The 19,583-nt window shown below is 42.1% G+C and carries 15 protein-coding genes, 1 tRNA gene and 6 pseudogenes; 5 read left to right on the top strand and 17 right to left on the bottom strand.

The genetic code is table 11. The annotated features are described in order from the left end of the window. Positions 1 to 47: 47 nt before the first annotated feature. From GQR42_RS05855 to GQR42_RS05840, 4 genes are all read right to left on the bottom strand, one after another. Positions 48 to 1,106, bottom strand: coding sequence for a D-alanine--D-alanine ligase family protein (locus GQR42_RS05855; protein ID WP_002796671.1), 1,059 nt, complete (start codon positions 1,104 to 1,106; stop codon positions 48 to 50). A 232-nt stretch (positions 1,107 to 1,338) separates the two neighbouring features. Continuing rightward, positions 1,339 to 2,340, bottom strand: coding sequence for a hypothetical protein (locus tag GQR42_RS05850; protein WP_158199249.1), 1,002 nt, complete (start codon positions 2,338 to 2,340; stop codon positions 1,339 to 1,341). Positions 2,341 to 2,342: 2 nt separating this feature from the next. After that, positions 2,343 to 2,945, bottom strand: a complete 603-nt coding sequence (locus tag GQR42_RS29860; RefSeq protein WP_158199248.1) for a J domain-containing protein — start codon at positions 2,943 to 2,945, stop codon at positions 2,343 to 2,345. 398 nt (positions 2,946 to 3,343) lie between these two features. After that, positions 3,344 to 3,529, bottom strand: coding sequence for a hypothetical protein (locus tag GQR42_RS05840; protein ID WP_002759041.1), 186 nt, complete (start codon positions 3,527 to 3,529; stop codon positions 3,344 to 3,346). Between the two features lie 35 nt (positions 3,530 to 3,564). On the opposite strand from GQR42_RS05840, the gene GQR42_RS05835 reads away from it, so the two are divergent. Further along, positions 3,565 to 3,774 (top strand): hypothetical protein, encoded by a 210-nt coding sequence (locus GQR42_RS05835; protein WP_158199247.1) that lies wholly within the window; start codon positions 3,565 to 3,567, stop codon positions 3,772 to 3,774. Positions 3,775 to 3,795: 21 nt separating this feature from the next. Here the strand turns inward: GQR42_RS05835 and GQR42_RS05830 are convergent, their stop codons facing one another. Both GQR42_RS05830 and GQR42_RS05825 read right to left on the bottom strand, forming a co-directional pair. Further along, a complete protein-coding gene (locus GQR42_RS05830; RefSeq protein WP_158199246.1) occupies positions 3,796 to 4,650 on the bottom strand; it encodes a prohibitin family protein in 855 nt (284 codons plus the stop codon). A 3-nt stretch (positions 4,651 to 4,653) separates the two neighbouring features. Continuing rightward, positions 4,654 to 5,127 (bottom strand): EVE domain-containing protein, encoded by a 474-nt coding sequence (locus GQR42_RS05825; RefSeq protein ID WP_158199245.1) that lies wholly within the window; start codon positions 5,125 to 5,127, stop codon positions 4,654 to 4,656. 320 nt (positions 5,128 to 5,447) lie between these two features. Between GQR42_RS05825 and GQR42_RS05820 the strand changes: the two genes are divergently transcribed. Next, complete coding sequence (locus GQR42_RS05820; RefSeq protein ID WP_158199244.1) at positions 5,448 to 6,797, top strand: sensor histidine kinase; 1,350 nt, start codon at positions 5,448 to 5,450, stop codon at positions 6,795 to 6,797. A gap of 20 nt (positions 6,798 to 6,817) precedes the next feature. Here the strand turns inward: GQR42_RS05820 and GQR42_RS05815 are convergent. Then, positions 6,818 to 6,890 (bottom strand) — tRNA-Glu (locus tag GQR42_RS05815). Between the two features lie 128 nt (positions 6,891 to 7,018). On the opposite strand from GQR42_RS05815, the gene GQR42_RS05810 reads away from it, so the two are divergent. Further along, positions 7,019 to 8,524 carry a hypothetical protein gene (locus GQR42_RS05810; RefSeq protein ID WP_158199243.1) on the top strand — a complete coding sequence of 502 codons (1,506 nt, stop codon included), beginning with the start codon at positions 7,019 to 7,021 and terminating at the stop codon, positions 8,522 to 8,524. Positions 8,525 to 9,171: 647 nt separating this feature from the next. Beyond that, the gene (locus GQR42_RS05805) at positions 9,172 to 9,567 is read left to right on the top strand and encodes a helix-turn-helix domain-containing protein (protein ID WP_158199242.1); all 396 of its coding nucleotides are present in this window, start codon (positions 9,172 to 9,174) and stop codon (positions 9,565 to 9,567) included. 152 nt (positions 9,568 to 9,719) lie between these two features. On the opposite strand, the pseudogene GQR42_RS28380 reads toward GQR42_RS05805, so the two are convergent. Beyond that, a pseudogene (locus tag GQR42_RS28380) lies at positions 9,720 to 9,866 on the bottom strand (IS5/IS1182 family transposase); the annotation flags it as partial. A gap of 1,081 nt (positions 9,867 to 10,947) precedes the next feature. On the opposite strand from GQR42_RS28380, the gene GQR42_RS05795 reads away from it, so the two are divergent. Then, the gene (locus GQR42_RS05795) at positions 10,948 to 12,762 is read left to right on the top strand and encodes a proline--tRNA ligase (protein WP_158199240.1); all 1,815 of its coding nucleotides are present in this window, start codon (positions 10,948 to 10,950) and stop codon (positions 12,760 to 12,762) included. A gap of 3 nt (positions 12,763 to 12,765) precedes the next feature. Here GQR42_RS05795 and GQR42_RS29855 read toward each other — a convergent pair. The 9 genes and pseudogenes from GQR42_RS29855 to GQR42_RS05740 form a co-directional block, all read right to left on the bottom strand. Beyond that, a pseudogene (locus tag GQR42_RS29855) lies at positions 12,766 to 12,846 on the bottom strand (Uma2 family endonuclease); the annotation flags it as partial. A 211-nt stretch (positions 12,847 to 13,057) separates the two neighbouring features. After that, complete coding sequence (gene psbA / locus GQR42_RS05785; protein WP_158199239.1) at positions 13,058 to 14,140, bottom strand: photosystem II q(b) protein; 1,083 nt, start codon at positions 14,138 to 14,140, stop codon at positions 13,058 to 13,060. A gap of 325 nt (positions 14,141 to 14,465) precedes the next feature. After that, positions 14,466 to 15,930, bottom strand: a pseudogene (gene tnpC / locus GQR42_RS05780) (IS66 family transposase). A 54-nt stretch (positions 15,931 to 15,984) separates the two neighbouring features. Continuing rightward, positions 15,985 to 16,398 (bottom strand): annotated as a pseudogene (locus GQR42_RS05775) (helix-turn-helix domain-containing protein); the annotation flags it as partial. Positions 16,399 to 16,511: 113 nt separating this feature from the next. Then, positions 16,512 to 17,066: pseudogene (locus GQR42_RS05770) on the bottom strand (transposase); the annotation flags it as partial. 295 nt (positions 17,067 to 17,361) lie between these two features. Next, the gene (locus GQR42_RS29425) at positions 17,362 to 17,616 is read right to left on the bottom strand and encodes a transposase (RefSeq protein ID WP_371731306.1); all 255 of its coding nucleotides are present in this window, start codon (positions 17,614 to 17,616) and stop codon (positions 17,362 to 17,364) included. A gap of 7 nt (positions 17,617 to 17,623) precedes the next feature. Beyond that, positions 17,624 to 17,902 (bottom strand): transposase, encoded by a 279-nt coding sequence (locus GQR42_RS29420; RefSeq protein WP_371731305.1) that lies wholly within the window; start codon positions 17,900 to 17,902, stop codon positions 17,624 to 17,626. 473 nt (positions 17,903 to 18,375) lie between these two features. Then, positions 18,376 to 18,543: pseudogene (locus tag GQR42_RS29850) on the bottom strand (MarC family protein); the annotation flags it as partial. A 24-nt stretch (positions 18,544 to 18,567) separates the two neighbouring features. Beyond that, positions 18,568 to 19,416, bottom strand: a complete 849-nt coding sequence (locus tag GQR42_RS05740) for an IS630 family transposase (RefSeq protein ID WP_158199237.1) — start codon at positions 19,414 to 19,416, stop codon at positions 18,568 to 18,570. Positions 19,417 to 19,583 lie beyond the last annotated feature (167 nt).

Below are 19,583 nucleotides of genomic sequence, written 5' to 3'. Positions count from 1 at the left end.
TCTCTAGTTTAGGTAATTCCTATCCTAGAAATGGTGGTAATTTAACCTTATTTTTCCTGTCTTTCTAAGGCTAATTGTACCAACTTATCGACCAATTTATCAAACTCTAAACCAGTGGCTTTCCAGAGTTGGGGATACATACTAAAATTAGTAAACCCCGGCAGAGTATTAATTTCATTGATCAACACTTCCCCAGTATTTTCTACATAGAAAAAATCCACCCGCGACAATCCCGCAGCATCCACAGCTTTAAATGCTTCTACAGCCATTTCTCGCACTTGATTAGCAATTTTATCAGGAATATTAGCGGGAATTACCATACTCGATCGCCCGTCAGTATATTTAGTTTCGTAGTCATAAAAATCACTATCAAAAGTAATTTCTCCCACCAAGGAAGCTTGGGGATTATCATTACCTAAAACCGCACATTCGATCTCCCTTGCGGTTACTCCTGCTTCCACAATAATCCGTCGATCATAACTAGCAGCACTATCTAAAGCAGCCTCTAATTCTTGCCGGTTGCGTGCTTTACTAATACCCACCGAAGAACCTAAATTAGCCGGTTTAATAAAACAAGGATAACCTATTTCCTCGGCGATTTGATCGCACAATTGCGGAAAAATACAGGGATTTGACCACACTTGCGAGCGGGTTACGGCCTTATACTTAACTTGGGGTAATCCAGCAGCTGCAAAAGCAGTTTTCATGGCAATTTTATCCATTCCCAAGCATGAACCCAGGACCCCACTACCCACAAAAGCAACCCGCATGAGAGTGAGTAATCCTTGTAAAGTGCCATCTTCTCCATTCGGTCCGTGGAGGATTGGAAACCAAACCTCAATTTCCCTCACTTCTGGGGGAAATTGCCAGATATTGACTTTTATATCACTCTCAATAGCTAGGGGTTGCCCAGAGGTTAAAATTTGTCTAGCAGTTGCTGCCGAATGCCAACAGCCATTTTTATCGATATAGAAGGGGATAACGGCGTATTTGTCAAGATTTTCGGGGTAATTAAAAGCTTGCAGGATCGATCGAGCCGAATTGATAGATACCTCGTGTTCTCCCGATCGACCACCAAACAACAATCCTACCTTGATCTTATCCATATTATCCTCTCTAGACCCAGCTAGATCCTAAATTAGAGTTCAACTATCATATATACTATGGGCGGAGTTGACAATAGTTGCCAATGATTTAGATGCGGCTGTTCCTCGTCAGATCGGGGTTTTGGCAAAACCTCAAGATAAATTAATTATCGATCGGGATGAAATTTGGTCGTTCTTTCCCTAAAAAAATGGATAATCACTTTGGAGCTATTCACCCCCGGAAATTGAATGATTATTTAGCTAATTTTTCCAGTTTTTTCTTAGTTTTCTGAAGTTTTAAGGCTAAATTACCTTCATGTTCGGGATAGTAAATGTGCAAGAATTGGATAAAATCCTCGATTGTACAAGGTTTATCAAATCCCCCTAAATTACCGTGAAATTCTTGGTGAATTTCTTCTTTAATAGTCACCAAATTCAGATCGAATGTCGCTAGATGGGGATATTTCTGGACAGAGTAAAGATGATGGACGGCGAGATTAAATTTTACATCTTTATCCGGTTTTTGCCCTGTCACCTGACAAGTGTTTTTATCTCTAGTTTTAGCTCGTTTTTTAGCCTTTTCAATCTCGATTTTTTGTTTGGTATCGTCATCTAGATGTTCCTGAATTTCTTTAAAGGCAAGAGGAAACTCCATGGCAATCATTTTACACATTTCTTGGCGCGATTTATTCGTCAAAGTTTCACTCATGGACTTAGAAATCATCACTATTCCACTTTCAGAGAACCAAAACTCTCTTTTTTCATCTTCGTAAAAATCTACTCCTAATTCTAGAGGTTTATCAGTTCTTTGCTGAAGATGATTCACGGTTTTATTTAGCTTGCTGCCATTAGTTTCTAAAATTCGCCGTAAACTCTGTTTATGAATCATAGCCACTCCTTGATAAACTTGAATTTCGCCAGAGTCAGTGAGTTCAGCAAAAATTGATTTTCGTGCCAAAGAGCGACGAATTTTTTGATCGTGCTTAGTAAAAAATTCTTTAAATTTGTAGAAAATTCCTCGCTTTTCATTCTTCTCGATATAGGAAGCAATTTTAAAAGCACCTTTAGGGGAAAAGTTACGGAGTTTCTTCTCCTTATTGACAAATTGATAATCGTCACCCTCAACTAAATCCCAATCATCATTAGGATCAGCATCAAAAAAGCTAACGATTTCATCCAATCTCTTATGAGAAATAGAAAGCCATTGAATTAGTTCAGCTTCTCTGATAGGAAAATTTTCTTTTTTGCGAGGCATAATTATTTTATCTCCGTGGTGATAGACTTATACATCACAGTCAAACGATCAAAGATGTGAGAGTTTCCTGTTTCTTGGTTATCGGGATGATAGATCTTAGAAAGACGATAATAGGCATTTTTAATGTCTTCCTTGCTGGCAGTATTTGGATCAAGATCGAAAACACGATAGGGACGAAAATATTTAAAAATATTGATACCGTTGATACAATCTTTACCCTGTTCGTAATCTTCTTCGGGAAGAATACCGATATATTTCCTGTAGATAACCTCCCAACTTTCTCGCTGAGATAAATTGATATTATCAAAGGCTCTAGTAGCCATTTGAAACATACTAGATTTTTTTAATTCTGTGGTATTACTAACCTCAAAATAGGCATAAACTGCCTGTTTAAGTTGCGTTAGAGTTAAAGGTTTAACTTTTGGGCCTGTGGTGGTGGTGGCTGTAGTTTTTGATTTAGTTAACGATGGTTTGGGAGACTTTTTACGGTGGTTTTTGATGACAAAATCGGCAAAATCTTCGAGAATACCACTTTCGATCGAGTATTGCTCACAGATATGACTAATCTGCTCTAAAATGAGCGAGTTAAGAGGATTAGTGGTCATAATTTCCCTAAGAAGCTGCAAAAAATGTAGCCTTTCTTATCAAGATGAAGTGTAGGCTAATTTGGTATTAACGACCGACGACTGACTCCCGAAAACTTCCTATCCTAAATCAATACCACAGCAGTGGCCACTTTGTCAAGTGGTTAATAATGAAAAAAATTGGGATATTCTCCCGTTTGTTTGATAATTTTTGCTTATGGAATCTAGAAATGCTTACTCGGCAAGACTTTTAGGACTATTTTGCCGAAGAAACTACCAGTATAGACCTCGTTTCCACAGGGAAACCAGAAAAGCCAAAAATTGCTGGCATATTATAGATTTAAGTCAATAATCCCTTGGCGCAGTGGCAATTGTATTGCCTGTCCTGCGGCTCAAATGACTATGGTAAAATCAGTCAACTAGAAATGACGGGAAACGATTTTTTCGATGGTTGCTTGGGTATCCTGCAGCAGTTTCTCGCGACTATCGCTAGTATTAGTCAGACTGGGAACGAGATTACGAGCTTGTAAAGCCATGTGAAGTTGTAGTTGAGCTACATACTCGCGGATATCTTCACGGGTTTCCGATTGGTTAGGATGAAACATAGAGAAACTGGAAGGGTTGTCTAGCTGATGGTGTCTTGTCGATAACTCCTTTACAAGTTATCACGAGAGCTTGGGTTCCAGTCAAGGGTCGGCTCCAACTCTACACATTTCTCAACAAAACTGATAACAGTTATCTTAATGGTGAGGTACAAAGTTTTCGTTTTCGGGAGCCGATCGCCGGTCGTCGATACCAAATTTGGGTGACACTTGCTCTTGATGGGAAAGGCTATATCTTGAGAAAATAATGCAGCTAAATAGACCGGAATTTAGGGGGAATTTTCCAGAAAAGAATCACTATAATTAAATAAAAATGGTACGCTATTTTTTCCCGCTCCATCCATGACTAAAACCCGGGGCATTTGCGCCCCACCTTCGCGCCAAGCTTCGATCGCTTCTTTCTGTAAAACCAATCCTCCTCCCTGTTCTTTTAAAGTTTCTGCTAACAGTCTTTGTGCCTCAGCTTTCCCTTTAGCGCGATTAATTTCTGCTTGGGCCTGTTGTTCTGCTTCTTGGGTGATATAAACGGCTCTTTGGGCGCGTTGTTCTGCGATTTGCTTATCTTCGACGGCCCGAGCAAATTCCGGAGAAAAATTCAAATCTACCACACTGGTATCTAAGACTAGAATACCATACTTTTCTAACCGAGTTGATAGGGCATTATCAAAGTCTTCTTTTAATTCACTGCGTCGGGTAATTGCCTCCTCTACGGTTCTTTTAGCGGCGGCAATTTTAAAGGATTCTTGGGTTTGAGGGGCGATAATTTTAGCCACAATATTTTGTAAGGTTCCTTGGGTTCTTCTAATGGCCACTACCTGCGTCGGATCGAGACGAAAATTAATTGCAAAACTAGCGGATAGATCCTGTAAATCTTTAGTGGAACTTTGGGCAGGAACTTCAAATTTTTGCACCGTAACATCGTAGATATCGACACTAGAAACAAAGGGAGGTTTAAAGTGCAATCCCTCCAATAAAACCCCGTCTTTAGCCTTTCCTAAAACACTTAAAACCCCCGCTTGTCCAGGGGTGATAATCACATAGGCATTAAAAGCCGCTAAAATGACAATAGTGGCCAATAATCCCCCAATCAGGGAAAGTAAATTAATAGCATCTTTCTGGTTCACAGTTTATACTCCTTGACGAGCGACTAAAGCGAGAATTTTTGTTGCGATCGCTTGATTGACAGGCATCACTGACAGACGATTTCCTGTCCTTACTAATAATAATTCATCGGCGGTAAAATTTTGTTTTAAAATTCCCAGGGGCAGCAGTTGGGGAAAAAGGCGATCAAACTCAACTTTAACCGTCCACCAGCGCGGGGAATCTGGAGAGGATTTAGAATCATAGTAGGGACTATCGGGATCGAATTGTGTGGGATCGATCATATCAGTTTCCACTACGCGCATCAAGCCGACAATCCCGGGCGGGGTCGTATTAGAATGATAAAAAAAAGCCAAATCTCCCCGTTTCATCTGACGGAGAAAATTGCGGGCCTGATAATTTCGCACTCCCTCCCAAATAGTTTGACCATCTTTTTTTAAATCCCCGATACTATAGACATCGGGTTCCGATTTCATTAACCAATAATTTAAATTCATCATTGATAGTTGTTATTAATTCAAATAAGCTCAAAAATATTTTTAGCCGTTCCTGTCAGCCTTGTTACCCTAGGGTTAAATATAATTCACTTTGGCTGCTTTTGTAGTTCTACTCAAACAATTATTGGCAAGAATGTATCTAAAAATACTTTTGTTAGCAGCAATTTTTAAGGACTATGAGCCTTCAAGTCTAGCTATTCTTGGCAACCGCCAGTTTTTCCCTATAGCTAAAAATAATTTATTCTCCACTATTAAACCGAGCAAATAAGCTGTAAAATACGATACATTGCTCTAAAAATCTCTAGCCAATCAATAGATTATCGGTGTTCCAAGCCACTCGCCGCCGTTTAGCCTTATGGTACACTGTTGTCACTGCCATATTACTGCTTTTTCTCGCTACGGGAATGTATTTTTATGTGCGCCATACCCTAGTGGATCGCATTGATGATACCCTCAAACACATCATTGAGGTGGTAAATCGTTCCCTCGTGATTGAATCGATTCCCCCGGACCAAGGACGTTATCGCGTCGATCCCCTCGCAAGTTTTCCCAGTCAGGGTAAATCCGTGGAGGACGATCATATAGATTTGGAATGGTTCGATCCCCAAGGTAATCTAGTTTGGTCAACTCTGGCCGAATCCTTAGATATTCCCCTGCATCCCCACCGTCAGGGGGAAACTATTCGCTTATCCGATGATCGTCTGCTGCGACAAATAACCGAAAGGGTGGAAATCGGTCATTATGTTTTGGGATATCTGCGGGTAAGTCATCCTTGGTTTGAGGTGACAAAACCGATTAGACAGCTATTATTGGATTTAATCGTTGGAATTTGCCTGATGATTGCTAGTGTCGCCGGGATTGGTTGGTTTTTGTCCGGTTTAGCCATTCAACCAGTAAAAGAGTCCTATCAGAGTTTAAAACAATTTACCGCCGACGCTTCCCATGAATTACGCAATCCGATCGCCACTATCCAAACTAACGTGCAAATGGCGATCGCTTATCCCCAAACTGGCCATCAACGCTTGCGGGTGATCGAGCGTTTAACGGAAAGATTGGGCAATTTAGTCAATGATCTGCTTTTTTTAGCCCGTTCCGATAGTGGCATCGTCCAACCGATCGAGCAAGCTGTACCTTTGGATGCTTTATTGATGGAAGTGGTGGAAGAACAGCGTTTAATCGCCGATAAGCAGGGAATTTGCCTTTCTTTGTCGATTGTGGAACCGGACCAAGAGGATTTTTCCTATAGCGATGAAATGTTTACTATGCAGGGAGATTGGGATCAATTAGCTCGTTTATTCACAAATTTAATTTCTAATGCCCTAAAACACGCTTTTTTGCCCGAATCTGAGCCTAAAAATGTAGCAGTGGAATTGGAAAAAAGTAAACGCGATCGACAATCGGTGTTACTGGTACGCGTCAAAGATAACGGAATCGGGATTCCCGAGGCTGCTTTGTCCCATATTTTCGATCGCTTTTATCGTCTCGATCCCGCACGACAAAATTCCGCCACTTCCGGGGGAACAGGATTAGGATTAGCGATCGCTTTAGCGATTACCCTCAGTCATCATGGACAAATTAGCGTCGAAAGTCAGATCGATCGAGGAACAATCTTCACCGTCACCCTACCAAAAAGCCATCAACGGCAGAAAAAAACCGAAAGGTCAGAAGCTTGACACCTCTGACCTTCTTTTCATACCCCCAAGGGAATTCGAATCCCTGTCGCCTCCGTGAAAGGGAGGTGTCCTAGGCCACTAGACGATGGGGGCGTGGATTTCAGACCTTTTTAACTATAACAATAATCTTCCCTGGAGTCAAGGGTTTTGGCAAAAAATTTTTTTTATCCCGCCCTTGCACAATAGGATAGTGTAATTGAAGATGTTATCGCCCAAAATCCATGGCTGCCGATCCCTATAAAAGCCGACTGTTCAACCTGATCAACCGTCGCTTGATCCGTCTGAAAGATAACCTCGGCCGCGTTTCCCGTCGCGGTCAAAATGCGATCGCTCTTGCCCTGCAAATAGCCATCTATCCCGTCTATTTACTGGTACAATCCCTGCGGGTGACGGCTAATCAATTGGGGAACAGCCTCCAGAAACAATTATCACCCCCCGGCAAAGAGGGGACGGATGCGATCGCAGAATTTCTTCAGAGCTTATCCGACCAAGAAACGCCATTTATTGGCATAGCAGCCGATCTAGAGGATCAAGCTTTAGTTTTCGTCACTAACGATCACCAGACTGTTAAAATCACCGATAATCAAACCCAAAGACAAATAGAAAAACAAATTAGGACGGCACTGGCTAACTACGCCCTCGAAAAACGGAGAATTAAGCGATTAAATCCTCAATATCCGCCTTTATTACCAAATTTTACCGACAAAAATTCTGTCTTGCCCCCGATCCGTTGGTTTTGGAACCTACTACGCTGGGAACAACAGGGACAGATAGCGATCGCCATCAATCTATTCCAGGAATCCCATCTCGTCAAAACCTCGACACCACCCTCTTTACCACTGCCTAATTTAAATTCTCAAGGGATTTTAGAAGTCATTGACGAAAAATTAGCGATTTTCGAGACTAAATTTCTCGCTATCTCCCCCGCAATCCCAGGCAGTTTGAGCCACACCTCTAACCCCCCTTCCGATCTCGTTAACCAGTCCCCGAATCTGGAGAAAAATTCCTCCTATCTCTGGCGACTGTATTGGTTAATTTATGCGGCGATCGAGCATTTCTGGGCAAAAGAAAAGAATAATTTAGAATATAGTGCTGATTCCCCCGCTTTATCGGCAAAATATCCCCTAAGTCTTCCTAATTCTCTGCTGATCACCTTCAAGCAACGTCTCCAGGATTGGCTAGAAAAACAAACCCAAGCGGATCCCTTCACGATCGGCAAACTCATCCAAGCGGCGATCGATCACTTCTTTTCCTCTCGCCAATCCCTGACATTTTCCGCCGTCAGCGAGCAACCTTGGCTAGAATCCGCCGATATATTGGCGATTTCTCCCCAAGACTCCGAAAACCCCCGCCTTAACCCCGCTAATTCCCTTCCCCAGTCCCTAGGGACTACAGCCAAGCCTGATAGCATAAAAAAAGCTTTTATTCAAGAAAAACAAAATAAATCTTTACAAAAAATCCCCCCAGCCGCTGCTGAAATTACTCCGGGAGAATCCCCCCCCGCACCCCAATTAGATCCCCGCTATGCGAAGGAGATAATTCAACCAATTAACGAAGAATGGTTAGAAACCGAATCAACCCCCGTCGGCTACGTTAAACACCCCTTAGAACGGATTTTAGAGGGATTAGATGCGATTATTTTATGGGTGGAGGAATTGGTCATTAAAATTTGGCGTTGGTTGCGGTACAATCGACGCATTTCTAAATTGCTCAAACGCAAACGTTAGGTAGTTGGACAAAATTACAGCCTTTCTCGTAAAGGTGAAGTACAGACTAATCCTTGCTCAACTTTAGGCCACGTCTCGACCAAAAAACCATCACAATAAGTAGGGTTTGCTGAAAAAGCTTTTCCTAGGGGCAGGGTGTGGGGTGTGGGGTGTGGGGTGTGGGGTGTGGGGTTTTACCTATTTTCAGGTGGTCAGTTACCTAATTTTCAGGGAAAAAGTCCAGGGATTTTCCCCCCGATCCCCGCAACGGCTGGCACTTTTTGAGGGAAAAAAAGTCTAAAAGTCTGATCCAACAAGGTTTTTAGATTTATTCAGCAAGCCCTAAGTAGTCGTGCAAAATTAATTTCCTAGTCGAGACTCCGAGACTCCGAGACGGGAGACAGCTATTAGGGATCGGATTTGAGTTTTCAGTTCACTGTTTACTGATCACAGCAGAAGTCTGACGGAGTAGTGGCTTAGATGTGTAATTAATTGTGCTTAGATACTTAGTAGATAAATACTGCCCTCTCTACCGAGAACTATTGCCAGCAAGTGAGAAGTGACGAGTATTTAAAATACCTGCCCATCGGTAGGCTAAACTAAAACACACTGACAGCCTTTCTCACAAATAGGAAGTATAATGTTATCGATAGCTAAAATGCAAAAAAATGAAATCCTATCCAGTAGAGTTCCGTCAGAAAATCCTAGACTGTTATTATAACGAACCCATCTCTCAAAGACAATTAGCGAAAAGATTCTGCGTAACCTTAAGTTTCGTACAAAAGCTTTTGAAGCAATCTCGAGAAACGGGAGATATTCGACCGAAGACTTATCGATGTGGACGTCATTTAAAACTCACGCCAGAACAGATGAGCGCCCTGTGTGAGTTAATCGAGAAAAATAATGACGCAACTCTAGCCGAACTATCGGAACTATTCCTAGAAAGAACTGGTATATTGTTAAGTGTGGCGACAGTGGCAAGAATAGCCGAACGCTTGAGAATGACCCGCAAAAAAAACTCTACACCCGCCAAAAAAAGAGACAGAAATAGTACAAAAACTTAGACAAGAATACAAAGGATAAAATTCGGGACTTAGACGAGAAAAAGCTGATCTCGCTCGATGAAGCTGGTTCAAATCTAGCTTTGACCAGAACCCACGCTCGCTCGCTCAAAGGAACTAGAGCGCAGGGGACTCGACCTCTTAACAAAGGACAAATCTTTAATGATTAACGCTCCCAAAGCTATTGGAAAGGATTTGACCAGTGCGCTCATTTCTGCGGAGAAGTTTTTCGCATATTCCTCTTCAAATTCTGATCAAGGGATGAGATTGGCCATGAGTAACCAACGATTATCTGGAGATAAGGGACTGGCGTGGGAATAATATCCCAGCTTTGAAAATCGCTCTGTAGAAGAATCAGACCAGCCAGATGGCATATTATCAAAGCGCAAGTCCCTTATTGGAAGGGGGCTCTCGAAGGCTCTCCCCCTGCTTAGGGTGATCAGCAAACCCCCTCCGCGCGGAGGGCGCAGGTTCCAGGCACCCCGACAGTAACGGATTTTGTCCACAATGTAGGGGCGAACTGCGTTCGCCCAAAAGGTACATGATCAAAGCGCAAGTCCCTAATTTCCCCTCAAAGGGAAGCTCGAAGTTTTCTGGTGAGGTTGGGGGTTTGAGGGATTTTAGCAGATTTCCTTGCACCCAAGCGACTCTCAATTCAGCTAAAAGCCTTTTTTGATCAAGGTTACAGCTTCTTGCAGCCAACCCTAATTAGGGTATGCGGCAAAAAGTTTCTCGTGGGGGTAGGGTGTGGGGTGTGGGGTGTAGGGTGTAGGGTTTTACCAATTTTCATCTGGTCAATTACCTAATTTTCAGAGAAAAAGTCCCTGAATTTTCCCCCCGATCCCCGCAATGGCTGGCACTTTTTGAGGGTAAAAAAGTCTAAAAGTCCTATCCAACAAGGTTTTTAGATTTATTCAGCCAACCCTAATTATGATGGGTTAAGCATCAAAACATCGAGGCTTTTCCTTGATCCTGGCAATGTAAACTTTGATTAAGAGAAAGACTTCTAGCTCCGCTCCGATGTTATATTAATAATTGAAGCTAAAGAAAAAAGCTTCCCTGACAGATCAACTGGCAAGGTTATAAGATCAAGTTCACAAAGGAGTAAACCCTGTTAAAGTTACATTCTGTCTCGATAACGACGGTAACAGCGATCAACCTGAACGCTCATATTTCCTAGAGTAGAGAACAAGGGAGTTAGGCAATTGCAACTAAGGTTCAATGCTTCTCCAACCAGTCTCAAGTTGTGAGGGGAAATACCTGAGAATCGGTAAACTGATCGCTGTTATTGTTTGTCAACACAAGTAATTGATAATTGCAGTCGCTCTCCTCTAATGAGATAATAGAAAGTCTTCTGTTCAAAAGGATAAGGATATCGATAGGATGCGACTCTCTCAACAGCTTTTTGTCACTCTCCGGGAAGACCCAGCCGAGGCGGAAATCCCCAGTCATAAATGCTTAGTCCGTGCTGGTTACATTCGTCGCATTGGCAGCGGCATTTACGCCTATTTACCCCTGATGTGGCGGGTTTTACAGAAAGTCTCCCAGATAGTCCGGGAAGAAATGAACAAAGCTGGCGCCCAAGAATGTTTACTTCCTCAACTGCAACCGGCGGAACTCTGGCAAGAATCGGGCCGTTGGGACACCTACACGAAAGCAGAAGGGATTATGTTTGCCCTGACGGACCGGCAAAACCGGGAGTTAGGATTAGGACCGACTCACGAAGAAGTAATTACTGCCGTCGCTCGTGATTTAATTCGTTCCTACCGACAATTACCAGTTAATTTATATCAAATTCAAACTAAATTTCGCGATGAAATTCGCCCTCGTTTTGGCTTAATGCGGGGACGAGAATTTATTATGAAAGATGCCTATTCTTTCAATCTCGACGAGGAATGTTTAAAGAAAACTTATCAAGCGATGGATATAGCTTACCGCAATATTTTCCGCCGTTGTGGGTTAGCTTTTCGGGCAGTAGAAGCCGATTCTGGAGCGATTGGCGGTTCCGCATCCCAAGAATTTATGGTCTTAGCTGATGCCGGAGAAGATGAGGTTTTATTTACTGCCGATGAAAAGTATGCGGCTAATGTAGAAAAAGCCGTTTCTTTGCCAGCAGAGAAAGTGGCTTCTCCCTTCAAAGAGTTTGCTAAAAAAAAGACTCCTAACACCAATACGATCGAAAGTTTAGCTAAATTTCTCGATTGTTCTCCTACCGCTATCGTCAAAAATGTTCTCTACGAAGTGGTTTATGATAGCGGTATAACTGTTTTAGTTTTACTGCATATTCGCGGCGATCAAGAGGTTAACGAAGTTAAACTTCAAAATGAATTAGTTAGACAGGCGAGCCGTTACAATGCTAAAACAATTTTGGCTTTAAAAATACCCGATGCTGCCGCTCAACAGAAATGGGCAACTAAACCCTTACCTTTAGGTTATATTGCTCCCGACTTAGAAGATAATTTGCTCAAAAAAGCCAGCGATATCGCTCCTCAATTTTTACGCATAGCAGACAGTACGGTGACAGACTTAGAAAACTTTATCACTGGTGCTAATGAAACCGGGTTTCATGTGGTGGGAGCCAATTGGGGTAGGGATTTTATCTTACCAGAATTAATCGTCGATCTACGCAAAGCCCAGGTAGGCGATCGAGCTATTCACGATCCTAATCAAACCTTGCAAAGTGCTAGAGGAATTGAAGTCGGTCATATCTTCCAATTGGGCTATAAATATTCTCAAGCCATGAATGCTTTCTATACTAATGAAGCGGGAGAATCTACCCCCATTTGTATGGGTTGTTATGGGATAGGAGTATCGCGTTTAGCACAGGCAGCCGTAGAACAATCCTACGATAAAGATGGTATTATTTGGCCCGTAGCTATTGCCCCCTATCAAGCGATTGTGGTTATTCCTAATTTAGCCGATGCCGAGCAGGTAAAAACCGCCGAAAGTTTATACAATGAGTTAAATCAAGCGGGCATTGAAACCCTTTTAGATGACCGGGATGAACGTGCAGGAGTTAAGTTCAAAGATGCGGATTTAATTGGGATTCCCTATCGCATTGTCACGGGTAAATCTCTCAAATCGGGTAAGGTGGAATTAGTCGAAAGAGCCAGTAAAAAAGCGTCAGAAGTAGCAATTAATGAGGTGGTTTCCTATTTAAAAACTGCTATTTCAGGGCAGACGCTTCTTATTGAGTGATTAAATATACTGGTGGCGAGTTTGGGATTGTATTTCCTGCTCAAAATATTGACTAAGAGTATATTTTTCAGTGATAGTCGTCATTATCGTTATCCCCTACCTTACTTACCAAATCAGAACTAAATCTCACATAAATTCGCTGAAAACATCTTCTTTTAATTGATACTGGCTTATTTTCAGATTTTCAGAATTAATTAGCCTGATTGTACCCCATTATTCCTAGATTCTGGCATCTTCTCTGAAAGCAACAAAAAAGCACCCCTTCGCAGGAGTGCCTTTTCGTTCAGACTAGGAATTAACCATTGATAGCAGGAGCAATCAGCGCTACAGGAGCCTGTTGGCCACTAGCTAAGTCTAAGGGGAAGTTGTGTGCATTACGCTCGTGCATTACTTCCATCCCGATACCAGCGCGGTTTAACACATCGGCCCAAGTACCAATTACACGACCTTGAGAATCGAGAATCGACTGGTTGAAGTTGAAACCGTTGAGGTTAAACGCCATGGTGCTTACACCCATTGCCGTAAACCAGATACCGATTACCGGCCAAGCACCCAAGAAGAAGTGCAGAGAACGGCTATTGTTGAAAGAAGCGTATTGGAAGATTAAACGTCCGAAGTAACCGTGAGCGGCAACGATATTGTAGGTTTCTTCTTCTTGACCGAATTTGTAACCGTAGTTCTGAGATTCGATTTCAGTGGTTTCACGCACTAAAGAAGAAGTTACCAGCGAACCGTGCATTGCACTGAACAAGGAACCGCCGAACACACCAGCAACACCTAACATATGGAAGGGGTGCATGAGAATGTTATGTTCTGCTTGGAACACGAACATAAAGTTGAAGGTTCCAGAGATTCCTAAAGGCATACCATCAGAGAAGGAACCTTGTCCGATGGGATAGATTAAGAATACAGCAGTAGCGGCGGATACCGGTGCCGAGTAAGCTACACAAATCCAAGGACGCATTCCTAAACGGAAAGACAGTTCCCACTGACGACCGAGGTAGCAGAAGACACCTAGTAAGAAGTGGAAAATGACTAACTGGTAAGGACCACCGTTGTATAACCATTCATCTAAGGAAGCTGCTTCCCAGATGGGGTAGAAGTGGAGTCCAATGGCGTTGGAGGAGGGAACAACAGCACCAGAGATGATGTTGTTTCCGTAGAGTAGAGAACCGGCTACAGGCTCGCGGATACCGTCGATATCTACGGGAGGAGCGGCGATAAAGGCGATGATGAAGCAGGTGGTGGCGGTGAGCAGGGTGGGGATCATGATCACACCGAACCAACCGATGTATAAGCGGTTGTTGGTGCTGGTGATCCACTGACAGAACTGCTCCCACAGGGAGGCGCTTTCGCGCTGTTGTAGAGTGGTGGTCATTGGTTGATGATTCCTATTAAGTTATCGAGGTACGATTGATGATGTCTCTATCTTAGAGATTTTGTAACGGTTTGTAAAGGGGTTTGACGATATTATTACTTATGTCATTGATAAGCTGGGCTTATGTTCGGTTCGCCCCTAAATTGTGGAAAAAATCCTGATTTACCTCGTTCTCAACCTATGCAGACGAGTCGGAGAGGCGACTCTCCAGCTTAGTTTAACCATCGATTATCTGTGTTATCATGCCAGCATTCAAAAATGACTTCAGCCTAAGAAATTACCAAAAATTAAATTTTATTCTTGAATAGAATGTAAATATTCAGGTCTAGGGGTTGACAAAGAGAGAAAAATCAGCAGTAGGGATAAGAGAGACAACCGTATTCAAGGGGTGATGGACAGAGGCCAAAGCCTGAGGAAAGAAAGTTAAAACCGAACGACCTTGGGCGCGACAAGACTGAATCACGGTCAACAAACGAGTAGTATCGACAAAGCCACCCAAGGAGCGAGAACCACCAGCTATCTTGCGCTTAGTTACTCCCAAACCCAGAGAACGCTCGGCTCGGTTATTATCGGGAGAGACTTCAGGATGCTCAAGGAAATACCACCACTGATGGGACTTGTCCACTAAAGATTTCAGCAATAAACCCGCAGCATAACCCGCCCGGGGTCGCCACACAGCTAAAGCTTGCTCTAACCGCCGTCGAAAATCTATGACCCAATGGTTATAGATAGACCGAGCGCCAGTTTCTCGATATTGCCGATGTGGCCTAAAGGCTTCCGTGATTAAATCCAAAAAGACTTGGGCTAACTCCGTTTGATGAGGAGTTTTCAGTTTTTCTACCTGCTTAAAATGCCGCAGTAAATGGGCTAGACATTTCTGCTGGGCGGCCGCCCCATAGCCATTGTAAGTGCTGAAATCATCCGAGATTAACACCCCAGCGAAACTTTTCCCCAGCAGCTGCTCTAATTCTTGTCGCGAGCGCGTGTCCCCCGCATGGAAGAGAGAAAAGCCTTGTCCACTAATATTCCACCACCATTCTTTGATGCCCTTAACTGACCACGGCGATTCATCTACGTGGACTTGGGGTTGTTCTCTTACCCACTCTTGTCGTTCTCTGACTGAGGGTTCTACCGCAGAAGCGGCCACGTTGCATGGTGGCTTGTAATGTCCCTATCCCTACTTCTATTTTGCCAATTTCTCTGAGCCATTCTTGCTGTTTGGCCTAGGATAGATGCCCATAATGACTCATCCACCCCAACATGGCTTGTAAGCTTGCTCCCAAATCTTGACCGGGTACTACGTCTTCTGGCAAAACCCCGAGAACTTGCCCCCCACAATCAGCACAGTAGGCACATTCTTGCTTATACTCTACTATTTCTATTGGCCTTTCTACTAGCTGGGCTACTATCAAAGTGCGTTGTCGGCGTTCACCCAGGGCGAGATGGGTACTGCCACAATGAGGGCAATTTTCGGCTTTGACACTCTCAGTGCGGTCTATTCGTCCAAATCCTTGGCGGGTTTTTCCCTCATGCCCTTTTTGCCCTCCAGGGCCGCGTCCCTCTTTCTTTTCCCCTTCTTTAGCTTTTTCTGGCTTTCTTAGCAAGTCTGTGGAGGGGGGTTTCGATGAGGTTTTGCTATCCTTATCTAGATTACCTTTCAGCTTCTCGATGGTTTCGCCTTGTTTGACTACTAACTCCTGTAATTTCAGCACCATCTCCACCAGTTGTTCTGGTGTCAGTTTTTTCAGGCTTTCCCTGTCTAGTAGCGGCGGCGGTTCTTTTTGCTTCATCCTCTCAATCTACACTTTTTTCTGTTTTTGTCAATCCCCTGACCTGAATCCTTACTGTTTCTTTTGGGGGCGTTCAATGGGAGTTTCCGTTACATCCATTACCGTTACGACCGGTATCTCTGCTTGATTGAGTAAAGCTTTTTTTCCTTTTAAACGGAAGTTTCCCGATTGTAAAAGCATTTTTTCCGTCTTATTTACAATCCGACATATAGTTGATTCTGATAGTTCCCAGCTTGTACCAATGTGAAAATATGTTCTATATTCTCGCCAATATTCTAACGTTACTAAAACTTGTTCTTCTATAGATAGTTTAGGTTTCGGTCCCCTTTTAGATGGTGAATTAGAGTCGGCTTCAACACTTTTTACTGATTCTATCATCTTTCTATATGTTTGTTTATACACACCGAAACGGCGTTTGAACTGTTCAGCTGATAAGTTTTGATCATCCATACTTTTGCTAATAAATATAGCAAAAGTATAGATGATTTCCTGACCTAAGATCACATTTTATTCTTTTTTCAACTTCAATCTAAAAATCGAGAAAAAAGCAAAACCCTCCATTATACCATAAAAAAATTATGCAAGAGGTCTATTAATTCAACAACTGGTTCAAGTCTTTGTTCATAATCCTTTTTGGCTTTCTCAATTGTATCTAAAGCTCTCAACTTTAATTGGTTATTAGTTGCCATAGCTATTACATAATCTACTTTTTGCTCATCCTCACAGAATTTCATTATCTCTTCACGACCATAAGCACTATCTGCACGAACTAGGATGTGGGTATCTGGCCAGTTTTCTCGGATTAGACCGATAACTCGCTGTAATTCTTCTAAGGCTCCCTCCGCTGGGTCTACATTAGAAGACCTCAGTTTAGCTACTAATAGGTGATGACCACAGAAAATGTATAAAGGGGCGTAACATACTCCTCGATAATACTTATTGAAGAACGCTCCTTCTTGGTTACCATGGACTTGGTCATCTGTCACATCCAGGTCTAAAATCATACTTTTTGGCGGTTTTTGATAAGACTGTCAAAAAATATCAACGAAAGCTTTTTCCAGTTTTTCAGGTAAGAGTTCTATTTTATGATAGCGACTTTTTTCTTGGTTAATAATAGTCTCTGGGCAATATTCTAACCCACATCCAGCAGGTTATTTTGAATATTTTTTATTTAACCTAACCCAGTCATAGAAAGGCTTACAGCTATTTAAGTATTTTTGTCTAAATCTCTCATGGGGGAGATATTGGATGAATTGATACTCCTCTCAATAGCTTAGTCGGACTTGAACCCAATATACCGTCAAATCATTTATAGACAACAGAAAAGCCTGAAATACTTACTCTGCAATGGTGTTAGCTGTTTTTCAATAAATAAAAGTTTGGCAAAATAATCTGCTGGGAGTAGCTCGTTAAGTATATATACTCACATCATCAAGTGCTGAATGTGGGTTCTAATCGGTTGATGGTACTTTTCCCAGCTAATCCCGCTTGGTTTAACTCAATAAAGTTAAGCTTTTCTAAGGCTATAGCTAAAGCTGGGTCATGACGTAATTTATCATGGTCATTGACATCTTCATATCCTAAAATGATGCCATAAACTCTCTGTGCTAGTAAATGGTGAAGGGAATAATCGGCTCTTCTGGTTTCTGTGTGGAAACGAGGTCTATACTGATAGAATATCCGCAAAATAGTCCTAAAAGTCTTGCCCAATAAGCACTTTAGTATTCCATAAGCAAAAATTATCACACAAAGTCGAGAAGAGCCAATAATCTAGATAGGAGACATGACGATAATCTCGAAAGCATTCAGCAAATTGAGTGGTGATTTTTAACTTCTTGTCTAACTCTGCCATTAAGACAATCCCCGCGTCCGAGGTGATTTTACCGCCTTCAAAATTGGCGATTATGTTTCTCCCTTTTAACTGGCCAAAGTTGAATTGATTGGGGAGAGACTGGTCTGAACTAGGTGTCATAAAATCGAACCTTTAAAAGCGCAAACATAACTCAATTATAACTGATTTTAAAGCCAAGTTTTGAGGAATTTGTGACCCAGGTACAGTTTATTTAATTAATTTGCGTAAAGTTTACGCAAATTAATTCCTTTTTTCTGGTTCTTCGTTACTTGGTATGGTTCGAATCAGGTGGCATAAATCGGCTAAATCCTTATCTGGCAAGAGACTTAATTGATTAGCTCGTTCTAGATTGAAAACAATTGGCAAAAATCGAAGCAATGTCTTTCTATATAAGGGTTTCATCCCTTATAACTCCCGTCCATTGCATAACACAAACCGAAGAACCTTTTTTCTCAAGTCTAATTGATGACGATGTCTTGTTAAATTCTCACAACACACTGTCGTTGGGGGAGCTGGGCTAAAATCGGGTTCAAATCTATACTGGGTAGGGCTTTCAGACACTCCATTCTCTTTCTTTGTGAGAAATGCGGGAAAAGCACGCCACCAGCCAGGCGAAAAGAGTCTAAGGTGACACCAAAGAATTTTAGCATTGCCGTTCCGATAAACATAAAAATCAACAACAAACACAAGACAGTTAACGAGACAAATAGAGCCACGAGTCGTTGTACTTCTTTACGTTCGCGAGCGGTGTAACTAATATAGTTATTTCAAATAAGAACGAGACACTAGGCAACACAATAAGTACGAATAATTTCATCAAGGGGTGTCCCCACAGGAGCATACATTCTGGCTCTCTTTAATGCACTAAAATCATGTTCGATATCATTTAAATCAGGAGAGTATTTTGGCAAAAACACTACCTGATGACCTGCTTCCTCTACCAGTTGTCTAATCACTGTCTTCCGATGAATTGGTGCATTATCCATAATTAATACTGATGTTATGGCTAGAGAGGGCAATAAATATAAAGATAACCACCCTTCAAAACCTTCGGCATTCAGGCTTCTTGTAAATACCATCGGGGCAATAAAGTCTTTTTTTCCCTTTCTTCTCCCGGCCACAAGGTTCTCTCTTTTTCCTCGTTTTCCTTGTCTATCTCCCAAGACTTTCTTCCCTTTTTTTGCCCAAGCATAAAAACAGGCTTGAAATTCTTCAAACCCTGACTCATCAATAAATACAAGGCTTTTACTTCCAGACATTTTAATCAATTCTCTCAGCACTCTGTAGTATTTCATTCTTTCTTCTCGGTTTCTTTCTCTATAACGAAGTTCCTTCTTTTTTCTGGTAATTTTCATTTTTTTTAAGGCATAGCAAATGGCACTTGGTCTCACTCCAAACTTCTCGGCTCTGTCTCTTAATCTTGCCTCGGGATTTTCTTGGACATCTTTTGACAATGCTTTCCAGTCTAGCTTTCTTTGACGGTGTTTTACCTTTGTCGCTTCCAGTTTTTCCCTACCTAGCCATCTATATATTGTGGCTCTTCCTATATTAAATAGAGCGGCGGCTTTGGTTATGCTTCCCCCATTCTCTACATAATCAATTACTTTTTTTCTCAAGTCTAGGCTATAAGACATTTTTCTGTATGGGTTGCTCGTTTCTCTTTATTTTACCTTATTTTTCCCTCGTCTCACACTTATTTGAAATGACTATAAAAATGGGCAGCATCCCCAGAGGATTTAAGAGGGCGAATAAAGTGATGGCAAAGTTTCTCAAAAAAGACCATTCCATAGGACAAAGTTGC

The organism is Microcystis aeruginosa FD4, assembly GCF_009792235.1.
Classification (GTDB): domain Bacteria; phylum Cyanobacteriota; class Cyanobacteriia; order Cyanobacteriales; family Microcystaceae; genus Microcystis; species Microcystis viridis.
Note: the sequence above shows the minus strand (reverse complement) of the source record. Positions and strands in the feature narration are given on the sequence as shown.

Bases quoted from the DNA above. Each gene is read 5' to 3' on its own strand.
- GQR42_RS05805 (WP_158199242.1), top strand. From the start codon at position 9,172: ATGAAATCCTATCCAGTAGAGTTCCGTCAGAAAATCCTAGACTGTTAT.
- GQR42_RS05810 (WP_158199243.1), top strand. From the start codon at position 7,019: ATGGCTGCCGATCCCTATAAAAGCCGACTGTTCAACCTGATCAACCGT.
- GQR42_RS29420 (WP_371731305.1), bottom strand. From the start codon at position 17,902: ATGACACCTAGTTCAGACCAGTCTCTCCCCAATCAATTCAACTTTGGC.
- GQR42_RS05840 (WP_002759041.1), bottom strand. From the start codon at position 3,529: ATGTTTCATCCTAACCAATCGGAAACCCGTGAAGATATCCGCGAGTAT.
- psbA (WP_158199239.1), bottom strand. From the start codon at position 14,140: ATGACCACCACTCTACAACAGCGCGAAAGCGCCTCCCTGTGGGAGCAG.
- GQR42_RS05825 (WP_158199245.1), bottom strand. From the start codon at position 5,127: ATGATGAATTTAAATTATTGGTTAATGAAATCGGAACCCGATGTCTAT.
- GQR42_RS05740 (WP_158199237.1), bottom strand. From the start codon at position 19,416: ATGTCTTATAGCCTAGACTTGAGAAAAAAAGTAATTGATTATGTAGAG.
- GQR42_RS05855 (WP_002796671.1), bottom strand. From the start codon at position 1,106: ATGGATAAGATCAAGGTAGGATTGTTGTTTGGTGGTCGATCGGGAGAA.
- GQR42_RS29860 (WP_158199248.1), bottom strand. From the start codon at position 2,945: ATGACCACTAATCCTCTTAACTCGCTCATTTTAGAGCAGATTAGTCAT.
- GQR42_RS05795 (WP_158199240.1), top strand. From the start codon at position 10,948: ATGCGACTCTCTCAACAGCTTTTTGTCACTCTCCGGGAAGACCCAGCC.
- GQR42_RS05850 (WP_158199249.1), bottom strand. From the start codon at position 2,340: ATGCCTCGCAAAAAAGAAAATTTTCCTATCAGAGAAGCTGAACTAATT.